The organism is Streptomyces sp. NPDC002935, assembly GCF_040611295.1.
Taxonomy (GTDB): Bacteria; Actinomycetota; Actinomycetes; order Streptomycetales; family Streptomycetaceae; genus Streptomyces.
This window is the reverse complement of sequence record NZ_JBEXNW010000022.1, coordinates 24672-46165: the sequence shown is the minus strand read 5'-3', so window position 1 is coordinate 46165 and position 21494 is coordinate 24672. Positions and strand designations below refer to the sequence as shown.

The 21494-nt window shown below is 69.1% G+C and carries 17 protein-coding genes; 15 read left to right on the top strand and 2 right to left on the bottom strand.

Annotated features, from left to right (window positions below; translation table 11 throughout):
* Nucleotides 1–4 precede the first annotated feature (4 nt).
* The 13 genes from ABZX90_RS27225 to nuoN are packed head-to-tail and all read left to right on the top strand — an operon-like array spanning nt 5 to nt 15618.
* Complete coding sequence (locus ABZX90_RS27225; protein WP_003998928.1) at nt 5–559, top strand: NADH-quinone oxidoreductase subunit B; 555 nt, start codon at nt 5–7, stop codon at nt 557–559.
* Nucleotides 556–1296 (top strand): NADH-quinone oxidoreductase subunit C, encoded by a 741-nt coding sequence (locus ABZX90_RS27220; RefSeq protein WP_351124550.1) that lies wholly within the window; start codon nt 556–558, stop codon nt 1294–1296. Before ABZX90_RS27225 ends, ABZX90_RS27220 begins: the two co-directional genes overlap by 4 nt.
* Nucleotides 1293–2633, top strand: coding sequence for an NADH-quinone oxidoreductase subunit D (locus tag ABZX90_RS27215; RefSeq protein WP_355208952.1), 1341 nt, complete (start codon nt 1293–1295; stop codon nt 2631–2633). Before ABZX90_RS27220 ends, ABZX90_RS27215 begins: the two co-directional genes overlap by 4 nt.
* Entirely contained in the window at nt 2630–3472 is an 843-nt protein-coding gene (gene nuoE / locus ABZX90_RS27210) for an NADH-quinone oxidoreductase subunit NuoE (RefSeq protein WP_355208949.1), read from the top strand. Before ABZX90_RS27215 ends, nuoE begins: the two co-directional genes overlap by 4 nt.
* A complete protein-coding gene (nuoF, locus tag ABZX90_RS27205) occupies nt 3469–4821 on the top strand; it encodes an NADH-quinone oxidoreductase subunit NuoF (protein ID WP_351124558.1) in 1353 nt (450 codons plus the stop codon). The genes nuoE and nuoF overlap by 4 nt, the downstream gene beginning before the upstream one ends.
* A complete protein-coding gene (locus ABZX90_RS27200; RefSeq protein WP_355208945.1) occupies nt 4818–7349 on the top strand; it encodes an NADH-quinone oxidoreductase subunit G in 2532 nt (843 codons plus the stop codon). Before nuoF ends, ABZX90_RS27200 begins: the two co-directional genes overlap by 4 nt.
* The gene (gene nuoH, locus ABZX90_RS27195; protein WP_351124564.1) at nt 7346–8722 is read left to right on the top strand and encodes an NADH-quinone oxidoreductase subunit NuoH; all 1377 of its coding nucleotides are present in this window, start codon (nt 7346–7348) and stop codon (nt 8720–8722) included. The genes ABZX90_RS27200 and nuoH overlap by 4 nt, the downstream gene beginning before the upstream one ends.
* Nucleotides 8715–9344: an NADH-quinone oxidoreductase subunit NuoI gene (gene nuoI / locus ABZX90_RS27190; protein ID WP_351124567.1), complete on the top strand. Its 630-nt coding sequence runs from the start codon at nt 8715–8717 to the stop codon at nt 9342–9344. The genes nuoH and nuoI overlap by 8 nt, the downstream gene beginning before the upstream one ends.
* Entirely contained in the window at nt 9341–10156 is an 816-nt protein-coding gene (locus ABZX90_RS27185) for an NADH-quinone oxidoreductase subunit J (RefSeq protein WP_351124569.1), read from the top strand. The genes nuoI and ABZX90_RS27185 overlap by 4 nt, the downstream gene beginning before the upstream one ends.
* Entirely contained in the window at nt 10153–10452 is a 300-nt protein-coding gene (nuoK, locus tag ABZX90_RS27180) for an NADH-quinone oxidoreductase subunit NuoK (protein WP_313742718.1), read from the top strand. The genes ABZX90_RS27185 and nuoK overlap by 4 nt, the downstream gene beginning before the upstream one ends.
* A gap of 14 nt (nt 10453–10466) precedes the next feature.
* Complete coding sequence (gene nuoL / locus ABZX90_RS27175; RefSeq protein ID WP_355208940.1) at nt 10467–12386, top strand: NADH-quinone oxidoreductase subunit L; 1920 nt, start codon at nt 10467–10469, stop codon at nt 12384–12386.
* Nucleotides 12387–12391: 5 nt separating this feature from the next.
* Nucleotides 12392–13963: an NADH-quinone oxidoreductase subunit M gene (locus tag ABZX90_RS27170; protein ID WP_355208937.1), complete on the top strand. Its 1572-nt coding sequence runs from the start codon at nt 12392–12394 to the stop codon at nt 13961–13963.
* A complete protein-coding gene (gene nuoN, locus ABZX90_RS27165) occupies nt 13960–15618 on the top strand; it encodes an NADH-quinone oxidoreductase subunit NuoN (RefSeq protein WP_351124577.1) in 1659 nt (552 codons plus the stop codon). The genes ABZX90_RS27170 and nuoN overlap by 4 nt, the downstream gene beginning before the upstream one ends.
* 58 nt (nt 15619–15676) lie before the next feature.
* On the opposite strand, the gene ABZX90_RS27160 is transcribed toward nuoN, so the two are convergent.
* Entirely contained in the window at nt 15677–16267 is a 591-nt protein-coding gene (locus ABZX90_RS27160; RefSeq protein WP_355208934.1) for a hypothetical protein, read from the bottom strand.
* A 302-nt stretch (nt 16268–16569) separates the two neighbouring features.
* Here ABZX90_RS27160 and recQ point away from each other — a divergent pair, with 302 nt between their 5' ends.
* The gene (gene recQ, locus ABZX90_RS27155; RefSeq protein WP_355209137.1) at nt 16570–18606 is read left to right on the top strand and encodes a DNA helicase RecQ; all 2037 of its coding nucleotides are present in this window, start codon (nt 16570–16572) and stop codon (nt 18604–18606) included.
* A 137-nt stretch (nt 18607–18743) separates the two neighbouring features.
* On the opposite strand, the gene fahA is transcribed toward recQ, so the two are convergent.
* Nucleotides 18744–19973: a fumarylacetoacetase gene (fahA, locus tag ABZX90_RS27150; protein WP_355208931.1), complete on the bottom strand. Its 1230-nt coding sequence runs from the start codon at nt 19971–19973 to the stop codon at nt 18744–18746.
* A 248-nt stretch (nt 19974–20221) separates the two neighbouring features.
* Between fahA and ABZX90_RS27145 the strand changes: the two genes are divergently transcribed.
* The gene (locus ABZX90_RS27145; RefSeq protein ID WP_351124585.1) at nt 20222–21472 is read left to right on the top strand and encodes an ATP-grasp domain-containing protein; all 1251 of its coding nucleotides are present in this window, start codon (nt 20222–20224) and stop codon (nt 21470–21472) included.
* Nucleotides 21473–21494: the final 22 nt, after the last annotated feature.

The following is a 21494-nucleotide window of genomic DNA, read 5'->3' as shown; positions in this document are numbered from 1 at the left end:
AGACATGGGACTCGAAGAAAAGCTGCCGAGCGGATTCCTGCTGACCACCGTCGAGCAGGCCGCGGGCTGGGTGCGCAAGGCGTCCGTCTTCCCCGCGACATTCGGACTCGCCTGCTGCGCCATCGAGATGATGACGACCGGCGCCGGGCGCTACGACCTGGCGCGCTTCGGCATGGAGGTCTTCCGCGGGTCGCCCCGCCAGGCCGACCTGATGATCGTGGCCGGCCGGGTGAGCCAGAAGATGGCGCCGGTGCTGCGACAGGTCTACGACCAGATGCCCAACCCCAAGTGGGTTATCTCCATGGGGGTTTGTGCGTCATCGGGCGGAATGTTCAATAACTACGCCATTGTGCAGGGAGTCGACCACATCGTCCCGGTCGACATCTATTTGCCCGGATGTCCGCCGCGGCCCGAGATGCTGATGGACGCGATTCTCAAGCTCCACCAGAAGATCCAGACCTCCAAGCTCGGCGTGAACGCCGAGGAGGCGGCCCGCGAGGCGGAGGAAGCGGCGCTCAAGGCGCTCCCCACCATCGAGATGAAGGGCCTGCTGCGGTGAGCGACGCGAACGGCAACGGGGTCAACCCCGAAAAGGACCTCGGCGCCTCCAACCTCCCGGGCCAGCGAGGCGACAAGGGCGAGGAGATCCGCGTCCAGCGCGGCATGTTCGGCGCCAGCAACGGCGGCGACACCTCCGGCTACGGCGGCCTGGTCCGCTCGATCCGGCTCCCCGGCGCGGCCACCCGCCCCTACGGCGGCTGGTTCGACGAGGTGGCCGACGAGCTGGAGGGCGCCCTGGAGGAACAGGGCCTCGTCCCCGAGAACGTCATCGAGAAGACGATCGTCGACCGCGACGAGATCACCTTCCACGTCGAACGCGAGTACCTGCTCCGCGTCGCCCAGACGCTGCGCGACGACCCGGCCCTCCGGTTCGAACTGTGCACCGGCGTCTCCGGCGTCCACTACCTGCACGACAAGGGCCGTGAGCTGCACGCCGTCTACCACCTGCGCTCGATCACCCACAACCGGTTGATCCGCCTGGAGGTCAGCGCCCCCGACGCGGACCCGCACGTCCCCTCGCTCGTCTCCGTCTATCCGACGAACGACTGGCACGAGCGCGAGACGTACGACTTCTTCGGGCTGATCTTCGACGGTCACCCGGCGCTGACGCGGATCATGATGCCGGACGACTGGCAAGGCTTCCCGCAGCGCAAGGACTACCCCCTCGGCGGCATCCCCGTCGAGTACAAGGGCGCCCAGATCCCGGCTCCGGACCAGCGGAGGTCGTACTCATGAGCACGCAGACCCCTTCCGGGGCATCAGCCGCTTCGGCCCGCGAGACGACCGAGGGCACCGTATATACGGTCACCGGCGGCGACTGGGACGAGGTCGCCCAGTCGGCGGTCAAGTCCGACGACGAGCGCATCATCGTCAACATGGGCCCGCAGCACCCGTCCACCCACGGCGTGCTCCGGCTCATCCTGGAGATCGACGGCGAGACGGTCACCGAGGCCCGCTGCGGCATCGGCTACCTCCACACCGGCATCGAGAAGAACCTCGAATTCCGTACGTGGACCCAGGGCACCACCTTCGTGACGCGCATGGACTACCTGACGCCGTTCTTCAACGAGACGGCCTACTGTCTCGCCGTCGAGAAGCTCCTCGGCATCACGGCCCAGATCCCCGACCGCGCCTCGATCATCCGCGTGCTCCTCATGGAGCTGAACCGACTCTCCTCCCATTTGGTGTGCATCGCCACCGGAGGCATGGAGCTGGGCGCCACCACGATCATGATCTACGGCTTCCGTGACCGTGAGCTCATTCTCGACATCTACGAGCTGATCACCGGCCTGCGGATGAACCACGCGTACATCCGCCCCGGCGGACTCGCCCAGGACCTGCCCCCGGGTGCGGTGGACCAGATCCGCGAGTTCGTGAAGAAGATGACGAAGAACCTTCCCGAGTACGACAAGCTCGCCACCGGGAACCCCATCTTCAAGGCCCGCATGCAGGACGTCGGCTATCTCGACCTGACCGGCTGCATGGCCCTCGGTGCCACCGGCCCGATCCTGCGCTCGGCCGGCCTCCCGCACGACCTGCGCAAGTCCCAGCCGTACTGCGGCTACGAGACCTACGACTTCGAGGTCCCCACCGCCGACACCTGTGACTCCTACGGGCGCTTCCTGATCCGCCTGGAGGAGATGCGCCAGTCGCTGCGGATCGTCGAGCAGTGCCTGGACCGGCTGCAGCCCGGCCCGGTCATGGTCGCCGACAAGAAGATCGCCTGGCCCGCCCAGCTCGCGCTCGGCCCCGACGGTCTCGGCAACTCGCTCGACCACATCAAGAAGATCATGGGCACCTCCATGGAGGCCCTGATCCACCACTTCAAGCTGGTGACCGAGGGCTTCCGCGTACCGCCGGGACAGGCGTACGCGGCGGTCGAGTCGCCCAAGGGCGAACTCGGGGTGCACGTCGTCTCCGACGGAGGCACCCGCCCCTACCGGGTCCACTTCCGTGACCCGTCCTTCACCAACCTGCAGGCCATGGCGGCGATGTGTGAAGGCGGCCAGGTCGCCGACGTCATCGTCGCCGTCGCGTCCATCGACCCCGTGATGGGAGGCGTCGACCGGTGACCACCACCCCCGAGGGCGTCAGCCTGGGCATGCCCCAACTGCCCGCGCCCGACTACCCGGCCGATGTCCGGGCCCGGCTGGAGGAGGACGCGCGCGAGATCATCGCCCGCTACCCCGACTCCCGCTCGGCGCTCCTTCCGTTGCTGCATCTCGTGCAGTCGCAGGAGGGCCATGTCACCCGCACAGGACAGCGGTTCTGCGCGGAGGTCCTGGGTCTGACGACGGCCGAGGTCGCCGCGGTCGCGACCTTCTACTCGATGTACCGGCGCAAGCCGAGCGGTGACTACCAGGTGGGTGTCTGCACCAACACCCTGTGCGCCGTCATGGGCGGTGACGCCATCTTCGAGGCCCTCCAGGACCACCTGGGTGTCGGCAACGGAGAGACCACCGGCGACGGACTGGTCACTCTGGAGCACATCGAGTGCAACGCGGCCTGCGACTTCGCGCCGGTCGTGATGGTCAACTGGGAGTTCTTCGACAACCAGACCGTGGACTCGGCCAAGCGCCTCGTCGACGACCTGCGCGCGGGAGCGGACGTCGAGCCGACCCGCGGCGCCCGTCTGTGCACCTTCAAGGACACCGCCCGGATCCTGGCGGGCTTCCCCGACGAGCGCGAGGGCGCGGTGGAGGCCGGCGGCAGCGCGGGCCACGCGTCACTGGTGGGGCTTCGCCTGGCCAAGGGGGAGAGCGGCCCCGCGCGCGTGGTGCATCCGCGGGGCGGAGGGGCACCTCAGAGCCAGCGGCCCGCCGAGCACCCGAGCTCGCACGACGCGCCGCAGGACACGTCGGCCTCCGACCCGTCCCACCCGGCGGGTCCTGTCGCAGAGGAGGGGGAGTGATGACGTTGGCAGCCGAGATCAACGAAACGAGTCCCGAGAAGCTGCTCGCACCCGTGCTGTCGGCCTTCTGGGACGAGGACAGGTCCTGGACGCTGGACGTCTACCGAAGGCACGAGGGGTACGAGGGCCTGCGCAAGGCGCTCGCGATGTCACCGGACGACCTGATCGCGTACGTCAAGGACTCCGGACTGCGTGGCCGCGGCGGGGCGGGATTCCCGACCGGAATGAAATGGCAGTTCATTCCTCAGGGCGATGGCAAACCACACTATCTAGTTGTCAACGCCGACGAATCGGAGCCGGGGACCTGTAAGGACATCCCGCTCCTCTTCGCGAACCCGCACAGCCTCATCGAGGGCATTGTGATCGCGTGTTATGCCATCCGGTCTTCGCATGCCTTCATCTATCTTCGCGGTGAAGTGGTCCCCGTATTGCGGCGGTTGCACGAGGCCGTACGTGAGGCCTACGCGGCGGGCTATCTCGGCGAGAACATCCTGGGCAGCGGCCTCGACCTCCAGCTCACCGTGCACGCGGGCGCGGGCGCGTACATCTGCGGTGAGGAGACCGCGCTGCTCGACTCGCTCGAAGGCCGCCGTGGACAACCGCGGCTCCGCCCCCCTTTCCCTGCTGTCGCGGGCCTCTATGCGTGCCCAACTGTTGTAAATAACGTCGAATCGATCGCGTCAGTTCCCGCAATTCTCCAAAAAGGCAAGGAATGGTTCAGGTCGATGGGCAGCGAGAAGTCTCCGGGCTTCACGCTCTACTCGCTCAGCGGCCACGTCACCAGTCCCGGCCAGTACGAGGCCCCGCTCGGCATCACGCTGCGCCAACTCCTCGACATGAGCGGCGGGATGCGCCCCGGTCACCGGCTGAAGTTCTGGACGCCGGGCGGCTCCTCGACCCCGATGTTCACCGACGAGCACCTCGACGTCCCTCTTGATTACGAAGGAGTGGGCGCCGCGGGTTCCATGCTCGGCACGAAAGCACTCCAGTGCTTCGACGAGACGACCTGTGTCGTACGCGCCGTCACCCGTTGGACCGAGTTCTACGCCCACGAGTCCTGCGGCAAGTGCACGCCCTGCCGCGAAGGGACCTACTGGCTCGTGCAGTTGCTGCGCGACATCGAGGCCGGCAAGGGCGTGATGTCCGACCTCGACAAGCTCAACGACATCGCCGACAACATCAACGGCAAGTCCTTCTGCGCTCTCGGCGACGGTGCCGCCTCGCCGATCTTCTCCTCGCTCAAGTACTTCCGCGAGGAGTACGAGCAGCACATCACGGGCCGAGGCTGCCCCTTCGACCCGGCCAGGTCGACGGCCTGGGCGGACAAGCACACGGAGGTGAACGCATGACAGTGACCACCAGCGCTCCCTCCGGAGGCGGGGAAGCGGCGGTCCCGCCGGAGGACCTCGTCGCGCTGACGATCGACGGCGTCGAGATCAGCGTGCCCAAGGGCACCCTGGTCATCCGGGCCGCCGAACAACTCGGCATCGAGATCCCCCGGTTCTGCGACCACCCGCTCCTCGACCCGGTCGGCGCCTGCCGCCAGTGCATCGTCGAGGTCGAGGGCCAGCGCAAGCCCATGGCGTCCTGCACGATCACCTGTACGGACGGGATGGTCGTCAAGACTCATCTCACCTCGCCGGTGGCCGAGAAGGCGCAGCACGGTGTGATGGAGCTGCTGCTCATCAACCACCCGCTGGACTGCCCGGTCTGCGACAAGGGCGGCGAGTGCCCCCTGCAGAACCAGGCGATGTCGCACGGAAACTCCGAGTCCCGCTTCGAGGGCAGGAAGCGGACGTACGAGAAGCCGGTCCCGATCTCCACACAGGTGCTGCTCGACCGCGAGCGGTGCGTGCTGTGCGCCCGCTGCACCCGCTTCTCCAACCAGATCGCGGGCGACCCCATGATCGAGCTGGTCGAGCGGGGCGCGCTCCAGCAGGTCGGCACCGGTGAGGGCGACCCGTTCGAGTCGTACTTCTCCGGGAACACCATCCAGATCTGCCCGGTGGGCGCGCTCACGTCGGCGGCGTATCGCTTCCGCTCGCGCCCCTTCGACCTCATCTCCTCGCACTCCGTGTGCGAGCACTGCTCCGGCGGCTGCGCGACGCGCACCGACCACCGGCGCGGCAAAGTGATGCGGCGCCTCGCGGCCCCGGACCCCGAGGTCAACGAGGAATGGCTCTGCGACAAGGGGCGGTTCGGGTTCCGGTACGCGCAACAGCGCGACCGCCTCGACACGCCCCTGGTGCGCAACGCCGAGGGTGTCCTGGAGCCCGCTTCCTGGCCCGAGGCGCTGGAGGCCGCGGCACAGGGGCTGACGGCGGCCCGCGGCCGGGCCGGTGTCCTCACCGGCGGCCGGCTCACCGTCGAGGACGCCTACGCGTACAGCAAGTTCGCGCGCGTGGCCCTCGACACGAACGACATCGACTTCCGCGCGCGCGTGCACAGCTCCGAGGAGGCCGACTTCCTGGCCGCCCGGGTCGCCGGACGCGGACGGGATCTCTGGGGGTCCCCCCGGACGGAGTCTGGGGGAAGCACAGGCGTCACGTACACCTCGCTGGAGAAGGCGCCCGCCGTCCTGCTGGCGGGCTTCGAGTCCGAGGAGGAGGCGCCCGGCGTCTTCCTGCGGCTGCGCAAGGCATGGCGCGGGCACGGGCAGAAGACCTTCGCCCTCGCCACACACGCCACCCGCGGTCTGACGAAGGCGGGCGGCACGCTGCTGCCGGCCGCGCCCGGCACCGAGACCGAGTGGCTGGACGCGCTCGCGAGCGGCGTCTGTCTCGAGGGTGACGGCGCCAAGGCCGCCGAGGCGCTGCGCGCCGAGGGCGCCGTGATCGCCGTCGGTGAGCGGCTGGCCGCCGTGGCGGGCGGGCTCACCGCCGCCGTACGGGCCGCCTCCGCCACCGGCGCCCACCTGGTGTGGATTCCACGCCGGGCCGGGGAACGCGGCGCGATCGAGGCGGGCGCGCTTCCGTCGCTGCTGCCGGGCGGACGCCCGGCCACCGACCCGCGCGCGCGGGACGAGGTCGCGGTCGCCTGGGGCGTCTCCGAACTCCCGCACCGCTACGGCCGCGACACCGGCCAGATCGTGGAGGCGGCCGCCGGAGGCGAACTGCGGGCCCTGGTCGTCGCGGGCGTCGAGGTCACAGACCTTCCCGACCCGGCACGCACGCGTGAGGCGCTGTCCGAGGTGAGCTTCCTGGTGTCGCTCGAACTGCGGCCCAGCGAGGTCACCGAGCACGCGGACGTTGTCCTGCCGGTCGCGGCGGTCGCCGAGAAGGCCGGAAGCTTCCTCAACTGGGAAGGCCGGGTCCGCTCCTTCGAGGCGGCCCTCAAGCCCGACCAGATGACCCGGCGTCTGGCGCCCACCGACGCGCGCGTCCTGCAGATGCTGGCCGACGCCATGGACGTACACCTGGGGCTGCCGGATCTGCGCACCACGCGCGGGGAGATCGACCGGCTCGGCGCCTGGGACGGGCCGCACGCCACCGACCCCCTGGAGACCGGCGTTCAGTTGCCGCGTCCGGCCGCCGGCGAGGCCGTACTGGCCGGGCACCGGCTGCTGCTCGACCTGGGACGGCTTCAGGAGGGCGACGACGCGCTCGCCGGGACCCGGCACGCCGCACACGCGCGCGTGTCGGCCGCCACGGCCGCCGAGTCCGGGGTCAAGAACGGCGACGTCCTCGCCGTGACGGGCCCGGCCGGAGTGGCCGAACTCCCGCTGCAGATCACCGAGATGCCCGACCGCGTGGTCTGGCTCCCGCTGAACTCGACCGGAGGGGGCATCGCCTCCGACACCGGGGCGCTGCCCGGCGCACTCGTCCGTATCGGCCCGGCGACCGTCGCCGCCGAGGCCCCCAAGGAGGTGGAGGCATGACGCCGTACCTCGCCGCTGAAGACCTCTCGATGTTCGGCCACGACCCCTGGTGGCTGGTCGTCGTCAAGGCGGTGTTCTGCTTCGCCTTCCTGATGGTGACCGTGCTCTTCTCCATCGTGTGGGAGCGCAAGGTCGTCGCCTGGATGCAGCTGCGCATCGGTCCCAACCGGCACGGGCCCTGGGGGATGCTCCAGTCGCTCGCCGACGGCGTCAAGCTGATGCTCAAGGAAGACCTCATCGTCAAGCGCGCGGACAAGGTGGTCTACGTCCTCGCGCCGATCGTCGCGGCCATCCCGGCCTTCATGGCGATCGCGGTGATCCCCTTCGGGCCCGCCGACGACCAGATCTCGATCTTCGGCCAGCGCACCTCGATGCAGCTCACCGACCTGCCGATCGCGATGCTCTACGTCCTCGCGGTGGCCTCGGTGGGCATCTACGGGATCGTGCTCGCCGGCTGGAGTTCCGGATCCACCTATCCGCTGCTGGGCGGGCTGCGGTCCTGCGCGCAGATGATCTCGTACGAGATCGCCATGGGTGCCGCGTTCGCCTCGGTGTTCCTCTACTCCGGGTCGATGTCGACCTCGACGATCGTCGAGCAGCAGCACGACCGCTGGTACATCGTCCTGCTGCCGGTCTCGTTCCTCATCTACATCGTGACGATGATCGGCGAGACCAACCGCGCTCCGTTCGACATGCCGGAGTCCGAGGGCGACCTGGTCGGCGGCTTCAACACCGAGTACTCGTCGATCAAGTTCGCGCTGTTCATGCTCGCCGAGTACGTGAACATGGTGACGGTCTCGGCCGTGGCGACGACGCTCTTCCTGGGCGGCTGGCGGGCCCCGTGGCCGATCAGCAGCTTCTGGGAGGGCGCCAACCACGGCTGGTGGCCGATGCTCTGGTTCGTGGTGAAGGTGCAGCTGCTGCTGTTCTTCTTCATCTGGCTGCGCGGCACGCTGCCGCGCGTCCGCTACGACCAGCTGATGAAACTGGGCTGGAAGGTCCTCATCCCGGTCTCCGTGGTCTGGCTGATGCTCGTCGCGACAGTACGGACGCTGCGGAACGAGAACTACGAGTTCGCGGACATCGCCCTGTACGTCGGCGGAGGCGTCCTCGTCCTGTTGCTGCTGTCGTTCGCGGCGGACATCTTCCGCGACAAGTCGGGAGCCCCGGAAGAGGCGCCGGCCGAGCCCGCCGCCTTCGACCCGATGGCCGGTGGATTCCCCGTGCCCCCGCTGCCCGGACAGGAGCTGCCGCCGGTGCCGCGGCGTCGCCCGCGCCGCGAGCGGGAGTTGATTGTCAGTGGCGGGTCCGATACTGCGAGTGATGGATCGATCACCGGATCTCGTGACGGAAAGGAGGGGTCCGATGGCTGAGGAGCCGAAGGAGACCAAACCGGGTTTCCAGAACCCCGTCGCCGGTTTCGGCGTGACCTTCAAGGCCATGTTCAAGAAGCGGCTGACCGAGCAGTACCCGGAGCAGCAGAAGGTCACCGCGCCACGGTTCCACGGCCGTCACCAGCTCAACCGTCACCCTGACGGCCTGGAGAAGTGCGTCGGCTGTGAGCTGTGCGCCTGGGCCTGCCCCGCGGACGCCATCTATGTGGAGGGCGCGGACAACACCGAGGAGGAGCGCTACTCCCCGGGCGAGCGCTACGGCCGCGTCTACCAGATCAACTACGCCCGCTGCATCCTGTGCGGCCTGTGCATCGAGGCGTGCCCCACGCGCGCGCTGACGATGACGAACGAGTTCGAGCTCGCCGACAGCAGCCGCGCCAACCTCATCTACACCAAGGAGCAGCTGCTCGCGGGCCTCGATGAGGGCATGGTCGAAACCCCGCACTCGATCTTCCCCGGCACGGACGAGCAGGACTACTACCGGGGTCTGGTGACCGAGGCGGCGCCCGGCACGGAGCGCCAGGTGGCCGTCTCCAAGGGCGAGTCGCATCCGTCGGCGCACCCGTCGGGCGCGGCTTCCGGAGAGGGGGCGGAGGCATGACCGACCTGGCCGCGTACTCGACCTCCACCGGAGAGGCCTTCCAGTTCTGGGTCCTCGGTACCGTCGCGGTGATCGGCGCCCTTTGCACCGTCTTCATGAGGAAGGCCGTGCACAGCGCGCTGTGCCTCGCCGGGACCATGATCGTCCTGGCGGTGTTCTACCTCGCCAACGGCGCGTACTTCCTGGGCATCGTCCAGATCGTCGTCTACACCGGCGCGATCATGATGCTCTTCCTCTTCGTCGTGATGCTCGTCGGTGTCACCGCGGCGGACTCGTTGAAGGAGACCATCAAGGGGCAGCGCTGGCTGGCCCTGGTCTGCGGTCTCGGCTTCGGAGTCCTGCTGTTCGCCGGTATCGGCAACGCTTCCATCAAGGACTTCAACGGTCTGGCGAAGGCGAACGCGAACGGCAACGTGGAGGGCCTCGCCGCCCTCATCTTCACGAAGTACGTGTTCGCCTTCGAAATCACCGGCGCCCTGCTCATCACGGCCGCCGTCGGCGCCATGGTGCTGACGCACCGCGAGCGCACCGAGCGTCCCAAGACCCAGCGCGAGCTGTCCGAGCAGCGCGTGCGCGACGGCAAGCACCTTCCGCCGCTGCCGGCACCCGGCGTCTACGCCCGGCACAACGCGGTGGACGTCGCGGGCCTGCTCCCCGACGGCACTCCCTCCGAGCTGACCGTCAGCAAGACGCTGCGCGACCGCGGGCAGATCCGTGACGTGTCGGCCGACGCGCTGAACGACCTGAAGGCGCTGGAGCAGCGTGCCGAGGAGCGCCTGGAGCGCACGAAGACGGAGGAGGCGTCCAAGTGAACCCGGTCAACTACCTCTATCTCGCCGCCCTGTTGTTCACGATCGGCGCCACCGGTGTGCTGATCAGGCGGAACGCGATCGTGGTGTTCATGTGCATCGAGCTCATGCTCAACGCCTGCAACCTCGCCTTCGTCACCTTCTCCCGTCTGCACGGCAATCTCGACGGCCAGATCATCGCCTTCTTCACGATGGTCGTCGCCGCCGCGGAGGTCGTGGTCGGGCTCGCGATCATCGTGTCGCTGTTCCGTTCCCGCCACTCGGCCTCGGTCGACGACGCCAGCCTGATGAAGTTGTGAGGGGTCGCTGAACCGTGACTACTGAGAACCTGATTGCGCTGCTGGTAGCGGCGCCTCTGCTCGGAGCGGTCGTCCTGCTGCTCGGCGGACGGCGGCTGGATGCCGTCGGCCAGTGGATCGGCACCGCGTTCGGGGCCGCCTCCTTCGTGATCGCCGTCGTCCTTTTCGCCGACATGCTGGGGAAGAGTCCTGAGGACCGGACCCTCACGCAGCATCTGTACAGCTGGATCGCTGTCGGGGACTTCCGGGCCGACGTCGGCTTCCAGCTCGACCAGCTGTCGATGACGTTCGTCCTGCTGATCACCGGCGTCGGCTCGCTGATCCACCTGTACTCGGTCGGGTACATGGAGCACGACGAGCGCCGCCGCCGCTTCTTCGGCTATCTGAACCTGTTCCTCGCGGCGATGCTGCTGCTCGTCCTCGCCGACAACTACCTGCTGCTGTACGTCGGCTGGGAGGGCGTCGGTCTCGCCTCGTACCTGCTGATCGGTTTCTGGCAGCACAAGCCCAGCGCCGCCACCGCCGCCAAGAAGGCCTTCCTGGTCAACCGCGTCGGCGACATGGGCCTGTCCATCGCCATCATGCTGATGTTCACGACCTTCGGGACCTTCGCCTTCGGGCCGTTGCTCGGCACCGAGGAGCACCCGGGGCTGGTCGGGGACGCCACCGAGGGCAAGCTCACCGCCGTCGCCCTCATGCTGCTGCTCGCCGCCTGCGGCAAGTCCGCCCAGGTGCCGCTGCAGTCCTGGCTCGGGGACGCGATGGAGGGCCCGACCCCGGTCTCGGCCCTCATCCACGCCGCCACCATGGTGACCGCGGGTGTGTACCTGATCGTGCGCTCGGCCGCCGTCTTCAACGCGGCGCCCGACGCGCAGCTCGTCGTCACCGTCGTGGGCGGGGTCACGCTCCTGTTCGGTGCGATCGTCGGTTGCGCGAAGGACGACATCAAGAAGGCGCTGGCAGGCTCGACCATGTCGCAGATCGGCTACATGGTGCTGGCGGCGGGCCTCGGCCCCATCGGCTACGTCTGGGCGATCATGCACCTGGTGACGCACGGCTTCTTCAAGGCCGGGCTCTTCCTCGGCGCCGGTTCGGTCATGCACGGCATGAACGACGAGGTCGACATGAGGAAGTTCGGCGGCCTCAGGAAGTACATGCCGATCACGTTCGTGACCTTCGGCCTCGGCTATCTCGCGATCATCGGCTTCCCGGGTCTGTCCGGCTTCTTCTCCAAGGACAAGATCATCGAGGCGGCCTTCGCCAAGGGCGGCACCGAGGGCTGGATCCTCGGCGGCGTGGCCCTGCTGGGCGCGGCGATCACCGCGTACTACATGACGCGCGTGATGATCATGACCTTCTTCGGGGAGAAGCGCTGGCAGCCCGACGCGGACGGCCACCAGCCGCACCCGCACGAGTCGCCCAGGTCCATGACGATCCCGATGATCGTGCTGGCCTTCGGGTCGGTGTTCGCGGGTGCCTACTTCAGCATCGGCGACCGCTTCCTTCACTGGCTGGAGCCGGTCACCGGGCACTCGGAGGGCGACTCGCCCGTCAGCGCCCTCACGGTCACCCTGGCCACCATGGTGCTGCTCGTCGTCGGCGCCGGCATCGCCTACCTCCAGTACGGTCGCAGCTCCGTCCCGGTCGTCGCCCCGCGCGGTTCCCTGCTCGCCCGGGCGGCCCGACGCGACCTGTACCAGGACGACTTCAACCATGTCGTCCTGGTGCGCGGCGGTGAGCACCTCACGCGCTCCCTGGTGTACGTCGACCACACCCTGGTCGACGGAGTCGTCAACGGGACGGCGGCCTCGGTCGGCGGCCTCTCCGGGCGGCTGCGCAAGCTGCAGAACGGCTATGCGCGCAGTTACGCGGTCTCGATGTTCGGCGGTGCGGCGATCCTCGTCGCCGCGACCCTGCTGATGAGGGCGGTCTGATACCGATGTCCTTTCCTCTGCTGACAGCGACGGCGGCGCTCCCGGCCCTCGGGGCGATCGCCACGGCCGCCGTGCCGGCCGCGCAGCGCGTCGCCGCCAAATGGCTGGCGCTGCTCGTCTCCCTCGGCACCCTGGTGTTCGCCGCGATCACCCTGGTGCGTTTCGACCCCGGTGGTGACCGCTACCAGCTCACCGAGTCCCACGCCTGGATCGCGGACTTCGGGGTGCGCTACGAGCTGGGTGTCGACGGCATCGGGGTGGCGCTCGTCGCGCTCACCGCGCTGCTGATGCCCTTCGTGATCCTGGCGGGCTGGCACGACGCCGACCCGCAGGAGACCGGGAACAAGCGCTGGCGGCCGACACAGGGCTTCTTCGCCCTGATCCTGGCCGTCGAGGCGATGGTGATCATCTCCTTCGAGGCCACCGACGTCTTCCTCTTCTACATCTTCTTCGAAGCCATGCTCATCCCGATGTACTTCCTCATCGGCGGCTTCGGGGACAAGGCCCACGAGCACGGCGACGAGGTGGCGGCGACGCAACGCTCGTACGCCGCGGTGAAGTTCCTCCTCTACAACCTGGTCGGCGGCCTCATCATGCTGGCCGCCGTGATCGGCCTCTATGTAGTGGCCGGGAACTTCTCGCTCCAGGAGATCGTCCAGGCCCGGACCAACGGGTCGTTGCACATGGCGACCAGCACCGAGCGGTGGCTCTTCCTCGGCTTCTTCTTCGCCTTCGCGGTGAAGGCGCCCCTGTGGCCGCTGCACACCTGGCTGCCCAACGCCATGGGTGAGGCCACCGCGCCGGTCGCCGTGCTGATCACGGCGGTCGTCGACAAGGTCGGCACCTTCGCGATGCTCCGCTTCTGCCTCCAGCTCTTCCCGGAGGCGAGCAAGTGGGCGACGCCCGTGATCCTCGTCCTGGCGCTGATCAGCATCATCTACGGGGCGCTGCTCGCGGTCGGACAGCGGGACATCAAGCGCCTGGTCGCCTACGCGTCGATCTCGCACTTCGGGTTCATCATTCTGGGCATCTTCGCGATGACCAGTCAGGGCCAGTCGGGCGCGACGCTCTACATGGTCAACCACGGGATCTCGACCGCCGCCCTGATGCTCGTGGCCGGCTTCCTGATCTCGCGGCGCGGCTCGCGTCTGATCGCCGACTACGGAGGGGTGCAGAAAGTCGCCCCGGTGCTCGCGGGCACCTTCCTGATCGGCGGCCTCGCGACCCTCTCGCTCCCCGGTCTCGCGCCCTTCGTGAGTGAATTCCTGGTCCTGGTGGGCACGTTCACGCGCTACCCGGCCGTCGGCATCATCGCCACCTTCGGCATCGTCCTCGCCGCGCTCTACACCCTCGTCCTCTACCAGCGGACGATGACGGGCCCGGTCAAGACCGAGGTGGCCGAGATGCCGGACCTCAGGGTGCGCGAGCTCCTGGTGGTCGCCCCGCTGATCGCTCTGCTGATCTTCCTGGGTGTCTACCCGAAGCCGCTCACCGACATCGTCAACCCGGCGGTACAGCAGACCATGTCAGATGTACACAAGACGGACCCCCAGCCCGAGGTGGAGGCGGCCAAGTGAGCGCATCAGCCGTCCACAGCCTGTGGACAACGGCGGCGACCGCCGCCGAGCCGATCTCCAAGATCGACGCACCGAAGATCGAATATGGGCAATTGTCGCCCACCTTGATCGTTATCGGTGCGGCGATCGTCGGGGTGCTGGTCGAGGCCTTCGTGCCGCGCAAGTCGCGTTACTACACACAGGTGTTCCTCGCCGTCGTCGCACTGGCCGCGGCGTTCGCCGCGGTCGTCGCGCTCGCGGCGGGCGGATACGGCACCACGAAGGCGCACATCGCGGCCATGGGCGCGATCGCGGTCGACGGACCGTCCCTGTTCCTCCAGGGCACGATCCTGCTGGCCGGCATCCTCGGCGTCTTCACCTTCGCCGAGCGACGCCTCGACCCGGAGGCACACGGAAACCGGGTCGACTCCTTCGCCGCGCAGGCCGCCTCGGTACCCGGCAGTGACAGCGAGAAGGCCGCCGTGAAGGCCGGGTTCACCACCACCGAGGTGTTCCCGCTGCTGCTCTTCGCGATCAGCGGCATGCTGGTCTTCCCGTCGGCGAACGACCTGCTGACGCTGTTCATCGCGCTGGAGGTCTTCTCCCTCCCGCTCTACCTCCTGTGCGCCGTGGCCCGCCGCAAGCGGCTCATGTCGCAGGAGGCGGCGGTCAAGTACTTCCTGCTCGGTGCCTTCGCCTCCGCGTTCACGCTCTTCGGTATCGCCCTGCTGTACGGCTACGCGGGCTCGGTGTCGTACGCGACGATCGCCCATGTCGTCGACGGCACGGTCACGAACGTCGACCCGGCGCTCGCCGGCACCATGGGCAACGACGTCCTGCTGCTCATCGGCACCGCCCTGGTCGTCATGGGCCTGCTCTTCAAGGTCGGCGCGGTGCCCTTCCACATGTGGACACCGGACGTCTACCAGGGCGCGCCGACCCCGGTCACCGGCTTCATGGCGGCGGCGACGAAGGTGGCCGCCTTCGGCGCGCTGCTGCGCCTGCTGTACGTCGTCCTGCCGGGCCTGCGCTGGGACTGGCGGCCGGTCATGTGGGCCGTGGCGGTCGTCACCATGCTGGGCGGTGCGATCGTCGCGATCACCCAGACCGACATCAAGCGGCTCCTGGCGTACTCGTCGATCGCGCACGCCGGATTCATCCTCGCGGGTGTCATCGCCGCCTCGCCGGACGGCGTCTCGTCGGTGCTCTTCTACCTGGGCGCGTACTCCTTCGTCACGATCGGTGCCTTCGCCGTCGTCACGCTCGTACGGGACGCGGGCGGCGAGGCCACGCACTTGTCCAAGTGGGCGGGTCTCGGACGCCGGTCCCCGCTGGTGGCAGCGGTGTTCGCGATCTTCCTGCTGGCCTTCGCGGGTATCCCGCTGACCTCGGGCTTCGCCGGAAAGTTCGCCGTGTTCAAGGCGGCGGCCGAGGGCGGCGCGGGCGCGCTGGTCGTCGTCGGTGTGATCTCGTCGGCGATCGCGGCGTTCTTCTACATCCGCGTGATCGTGCTGATGTTCTTCAGCGAGCCGAAGCCCGAGGGGCCGACGGTCGCCGTGCCGTCGCCGCTGACCATGACGGCCATCGCGGTGGGTGTGGCGGTCACACTGGTGCTGGGTGTGGCGCCCCAGTACTTCCTGGACCTGGCGAACCAGGCCGGGGTCTTCGTGCGCTGAGCAAAGCCCCGCGCGGCTCGGGCCCCGCTCCCTCCGAGGGAGCGGGGCCCGAGCCGTCTCAGTGGGCGGAGTGGGCCTTGCCCGGCGGGCTCGAATGGGTCGAGCCCGCCGGGCACTTCACCCGGGGGTTCCACCGGTTGAACAGGCCGCTGGGGTTGTGCTTCCAGAGCCAGACGTGCAGGTCGTAGTGGATCGGCATCCCGGGGTAGTGGCCCGGCATCGGACCCTCGAACTTCTGGCCGCCGAACATCGAAGGCCGGTCGCCGCTCGTCTTCAGGTTCTGGTCGGCGTCCACCACGATCCACTCCACCCCCGCGAGCCGGCGCTTTCCGTTCTTTCCGTCCTCGAAGAGCAGGGCCGCGGGCTTCGCCGGGTCGAGCGAGCCGTAGCGGGACTCGTTGAAGTAGTGGTAGCCCATGCTGCCGTGCCCGGCCGGGTCCGCCGAGCACTGATGGGGAACGTATCCGTCGGCGAGGGCGGTCTTCTCGTCGAGGTACTTGACGCTGGCCACGAAGGCCTTGACCAGATCCCGCATGGCCTTCGGATCGGCCGGGCCGTCCGCGGCCGGGGCGGGAACGGCGGCCAGGGCGAGCGACGCGGCAGCGGCTGTCACGAGGGTGATGGCGGTCCTGAGGGAACGCTGGGACATGCGAAGACTCCTAGAGGCGCGAGAGAGGCGCGGAGGGGCGTACGGAAGCGCGCCGGTCCGTCGGCTGCGGGCCCCCTCCTCCCGCCCGAGCAGCATGCCCCTCGGTCACGAAGTGCCGCCATGCAAGCGGGGCCAACGGGTTGAACCCCGCCGGGGCGCGTCGCCCAGGGGAGTGAGACGGGTCCGGGCGCCGGTGCGTAGGGAAGCCGGTCGCCCCCAGCCTGTGGACAACTCTCGGACTGTCGGCGCGGACCCCTATCGTGGACGCAGTGGTCGAGGCGCGACGTACGGGGGACAGGACGATGGGCGGGACGGGTGTGATGACCGAAGCGGACGCGACGGGGACGCTGGGCGAGAGCGAGGCACTGGCCACCCTCCACCGGGTCTTCGGGTACGACGCCTTCCGCGGCGAGCAGGAAGCGATCATCGAGCATGTGGTGGCGGGGGGTGACGCCGTTGTCCTGATGCCGACCGGTGGCGGCAAATCCCTCTGCTACCAGATTCCGTCCCTGGTCAGACCGGGTACGGGCATCGTGGTCTCGCCGCTCATCGCGCTCATGCAGGACCAGGTGGACGCGCTGCGCGCGCTGGGCGTGAACGCCGGGTTCATGAACTCCACGCAGGACTTCGACGAGCGGCGTGTGGTCGAGGCGGAGTTCCTGGCCGGAGAGCTCGACCTGCTCTACCTCGCCCCGGAGCGTCTGCGGCTGGAATCCACGCTGGACCTGATCTCCCGCGCGAAGATCTCCGTCTTCGCGATCGACGAGGCGCACTGTGTGGCCCAGTGGGGCCACGACTTCCGCCCCGACTATCTGGCGCTCTCGCTGCTCGGCGAGCGCTGGCCGGACGTTCCGCGCGTCGCGCTGACGGCCACGGCCACGCGCGCGACGCACAAGGAGATCACCCAGCGTCTGGGCATGCCCACGGCCCGCCACTTCGAGGCGAGCTTCGACCGCCCCAACATCCAGTACCGGATCGTTCCCAAGGCCGACCCGAAGAAGCAGTTGCTGTCCTTCCTGCGCGAAGAGCACGCGGGCGACGCGGGCATCGTGTACTGCCTCTCGCGCAACTCGGTGGAGAAGACGGCCGAGTTCCTCTCCCGCAACGGCATCGAGGCGGTGCCGTACCACGCGGGCCTGGACGCGGGCACCCGCGCCACCCACCAGTCGCGCTTCCTGCGGGAAGAGGGCCTGGTCGTGGTCGCCACGATCGCCTTCGGCATGGGCATCGACAAGCCGGACGTCCGGTTCGTCGCCCACCTCGACCTGCCGAAGTCCGTCGAGGGCTACTACCAGGAGACGGGCCGCGCCGGCCGTGACGGACTGCCGTCCACGGCCTGGATGGCGTACGGCCTTCAGGACGTGGTCCAGCAGCGCAAGATGATCCAGGGCTCGGAGGGTGACGAGGCGTTCCGGCGCCGGGCCGCCGCCCACCTGGACTCGATGCTCGCCCTGTGCGAGACGGCCCAGTGCCGGCGCTCCCAGCTGCTGGCGTACTTCGGTCAGGACCCGAACACCCCGGCCTGCGGCAACTGCGACACCTGTCTGACGCCCCCGGAGACCTGGGACGGCACGGTCGCGGCGCAGAAGCTGCTGTCCACGGTGGTGCGCCTCCAGCGCGAGCGGGGGCAGAAGTTCGGCGCGGGGCAGATCGTCGACATCCTGCTCGGGCGCCGGACCGCCAAGGTGATCCAGTTCGACCACGACCAGCTGTCCGTCTTCGGTATCGGCGAGGACCTGGCCGAGTCCGAATGGCGGGGTGTCGTACGGCAGTTGCTGGCCCAGGGTCTGATCGCCGTCGAGGGCGAGTACGGCACGCTGGTGCTGACCGACGCCAGCGGGACCGTGCTCCGGCGCGAGCGCGATGTGCCGCTGCGCAAGGAGGCGCCGAAGCCGGCCGCCTCCCGGTCGTCGGCACCCAAGGGTGAGCGCAAGGCCAAGGCGGCCGCGGCCGAGCTGCCCGCCGAGCTCGTCCCCGCGTTCGAGGCGCTGCGTTCCTGGCGCGGAGAGCAGGCGCGCGAGCAGGGCGTGCCGGCGTACGTCATCTTCCACGACGCCACGCTGCGGGAGATCGCCATGGTGTGGCCCACCTCCGTGAAGGATCTGGGCGGCATCAGCGGGGTGGGCGAGAAGAAACTGGCCACGTACGGGGAGGGCGTGCTCGGGGTGCTCGCCTCCCTGGGCGGCGGCACACCCGCGGCCGCCCCCACCGCCCCGGCCGCCCCCACCGCCCCGGCCGCCCCCACCGCCCCCACCGCCCCGGCCGCGGCGACCGGCGAGGGGCCTGACCCGGACTGGCCCGAGCTGGACCAGGAGCCGGAGCCAGAGGACTGGATGTAGGGGGATGGATGCAGGGGACCGGAAGTAGGAGACGGGAGTAGCGGCACCGCGCCGCCGTGGTGGCCCTGGGGTTCCCAGTCCGCTGTCGCGGGGTCACGGTGGTCAGGGACCCGACCACCGTGACGCGGACCGCGTCCTTACTGGGGGACGGCCTGCGTGATGCGGCCCCGGACCTCGCCGAGGCCCACCTGGGTCCCGCCCGGTCCGGGGGCCCAGGCCGTCAGGGTGACCTCGTCGCCGTCCTCCAGGAAGGTGCGCTTGCCGTCGGGGAGTTCGAGGGCGTCGCGCCCGTTCCAGGTGAGCTCGAGCAGCGAGCCGCGCTCGCCCTCGGACGCGCCGCTGACGGTTCCGGAGCCGTAGAGGTCACCGGTGCGCAGGGAGGCGCCGTTGACCGTCATGTGCGCCAGCTGCTGGGCGGCCGTCCAGTACATGGTGGAGAAGGGCGGCTCGGAGACGACGTGGCCGTTGATGGCGACGGAGATGCGGAGGTCGTAGCCGCCGGGGTCCTCGGAGGTGTCGTCGAGGTAGGGGAGGAGGGGGTGCGTGCGGGTGGGGGGTGCGACGCGGGCGTCGTCGAGGGCGTCGAGCGGAGTGATCCATGCCGACACGGAGGTGGCGAAGGACTTGCCGAGGAAGGGGCCCAGGGGGACGTACTCCCAGGCCTGGATGTCGCGCGCCGACCAGTCGTTGAGGAGGCAGAGGCCGAAGACGTGGTCGCGGTAGTCGCCCAGAGCCACCGGGCGGCCCATGTCCGAGGGGGTGCCGACCACGAAGCCGACCTCCGCCTCGATGTCCAGGCGGATCGAGGGGCCGAAGACAGGGGCGGCGTCCGCGGGGGCCTTGCGCTGGCCCGACGGGCGTACGACGTCCGTTCCGGAGACCACGATCGTGCCGGAGCGGCCGTGATAGCCGATGGGCAGGTGCTTCCAGTTGGGGGTGAGGGAGTCGGCGGCGTCGGGGCGGAACATCTGGCCGACGTTCCGGGCGTGGTTCTCGGAGGCGTAGAAGTCGACGTAGTCCGCGACGGTGAACGGGAGGTGCAGCGTCACGTCGGAGAGGGGGTGGAGATGCGGAGCGAGGGTCTCCCGGTGGGCCGGGACGGTCACCCAGGCCGTCAGCGCGCGCCGGACGTCCGACCAGGCGGTGCGGCCCGCGGCGAGCAGCGGGTTGAGAGTCGGCTGCGCCAGCAGTCCGGCGTACGGGGAGCCGAGTGCCCGGGCCGCGGCGCCCGCGTCGAGCACGTGGTCGCCGAGCCGTACGCCGACGCGCCGCTCGGGGGCGCCGGCCGGGTCGGCCAGGGAGAACACGCCGTACGGCAGGTTGTGCGGGCCGAAGGGGTCGCCCTCGGGGACATCGAAGGGGGGCATCGGTTGGTGCCTCGCTTTCGGATTCGTACTCGCCATGTGATCCATGCGTTCCACGCGTTTCATGTGGTCGGGGCACACGTTACGGGGGAGTGAGCGTGCTGTGGCAGGGCCTAAAGAGTTTGCAATGTCCGAATTGGTCTTGTCGGACGTGGCAATTCCGGCTTAGCGTCCTTTGGGGACACGGACGGGGTGGGTCCGGTCCGTAGGGGGGACATGTGGGGGGACCCGTGGCCAGGAGCTCCCGGAGTGTGCCGGTCGACGCCGACCGGGAAGTTCCGGGCCTCATCGTCAAGTTCGGTGACTACCCGCTGCACCACGGCGGCGTGGGCGCCATAAGGAGTCTGGGCAGACTCGGTATTCCGATGTATGCGATCACCGAGGACCGTTACACACCGGCCGCGAGTTCGCGCTATCTGCGGCGCGCCTTCGTATGGCCGACCACGGGCACGGAGGAACCCGAGCAGCTCGTCGAGGGGCTGTTACGCATAGGCCGGCGCATCGGCCGTCCCACCGTCCTCGTCCCGACGGACGAAGAGGCCGCCGTGCTGATCGCCGAGCACCAGGAGGAGCTGGCCGACCGCTTCCTCTTCCCGCGTGTGGATGCCAAGCTGCCCCGCCGGCTGGCCAGTAAGCAGGGACTGCACGAACTGTGCCTGGAGTACGGCATCCCCAGCCCCGCGGCGGCTTTTCCGCAGTCGTACGACGAGATAGAGGCCTTCGCCGAGAAGGCCCGCTTCCCCCTCGTCGCCAAGAACCGTGAGGCGTTCGTGCGCCGCAGCCGGCCCGCTGTGAACGGCACGACGAGGATCGCGACCCGCGAGGGGCTGCTCACCCTCGCCCGGGACTGGGGCGCGCAGCCCGGTGTGATCCTGCAGGAATACCTGCCGAGGGAGGAGGCGGAGGACTGGATCGTGCACGCGTACTTCGACGCGGACTCGGCGCCGCTCGCGATGTTCACGGGTGTGAAGGTCCGCTCCTGGCCGCCGCACGCGGGGATGACGGCGAACGCGTATGTCGTCGACAATCCGGAACTCGCCGACCTCGCCGCGCGTTTCATCAAACAGATCGGCTTCAGCGGAATCATCGACCTCGACCTGCGTTTCGACCGCCGCGACGGCCAGTACAAGCTCCTTGACTTCAACCCACGCATGGGCGCGCAGTTCCGGCTCTTCGAGAGCGACTCGGGGATCGACGTCGTCCGTGCCCTGCATCTGGACCTGACCGGGCGCGGCGTTCCGGACGGGGAACAGCGGGCCGGTCACCGGTACATCGTGGAGAACATCGACCTCCCGGCCCTGCTCGCCTACCGGCGCAGCGGCTACACGACCCCGCACGCGCCGACCAGCGCGAGCGGCACCGAGCTGGCGTGGCTCGCGGGTGACGACCTGCGGCCGTTCTTCACGATGCTGGCGCGCTTCGTGCGGCCGGGCGCGAAGCATCTCTATCAGCTGTGGCGAACCAACCGCCGCGGCAGCAGCAACAGTTCTACCGCGAAGTAGGCGTAGTACGTCCTGGGGAGGG

Coding starts and splice junctions, on each gene's coding strand:
- ABZX90_RS27225 (WP_003998928.1), top strand. CDS start 5: ATGGGACTCGAAGAAAAGCTGCCGAGCGGATTCCTGCTGACCACCGTC.
- ABZX90_RS27215 (WP_355208952.1), top strand. CDS start 1,293: ATGAGCACGCAGACCCCTTCCGGGGCATCAGCCGCTTCGGCCCGCGAG.
- ABZX90_RS27200 (WP_355208945.1), top strand. CDS start 4,818: ATGACAGTGACCACCAGCGCTCCCTCCGGAGGCGGGGAAGCGGCGGTC.
- nuoH (WP_351124564.1), top strand. CDS start 7,346: ATGACGCCGTACCTCGCCGCTGAAGACCTCTCGATGTTCGGCCACGAC.
- nuoI (WP_351124567.1), top strand. CDS start 8,715: ATGGCTGAGGAGCCGAAGGAGACCAAACCGGGTTTCCAGAACCCCGTC.
- ABZX90_RS27185 (WP_351124569.1), top strand. CDS start 9,341: ATGACCGACCTGGCCGCGTACTCGACCTCCACCGGAGAGGCCTTCCAG.
- ABZX90_RS27170 (WP_355208937.1), top strand. CDS start 12,392: ATGTCCTTTCCTCTGCTGACAGCGACGGCGGCGCTCCCGGCCCTCGGG.
- ABZX90_RS27160 (WP_355208934.1), bottom strand. CDS start 16,267: ATGTCCCAGCGTTCCCTCAGGACCGCCATCACCCTCGTGACAGCCGCT.
- recQ (WP_355209137.1), top strand. CDS start 16,570: ATGGGCGGGACGGGTGTGATGACCGAAGCGGACGCGACGGGGACGCTG.
- fahA (WP_355208931.1), bottom strand. CDS start 19,973: ATGCCCCCCTTCGATGTCCCCGAGGGCGACCCCTTCGGCCCGCACAAC.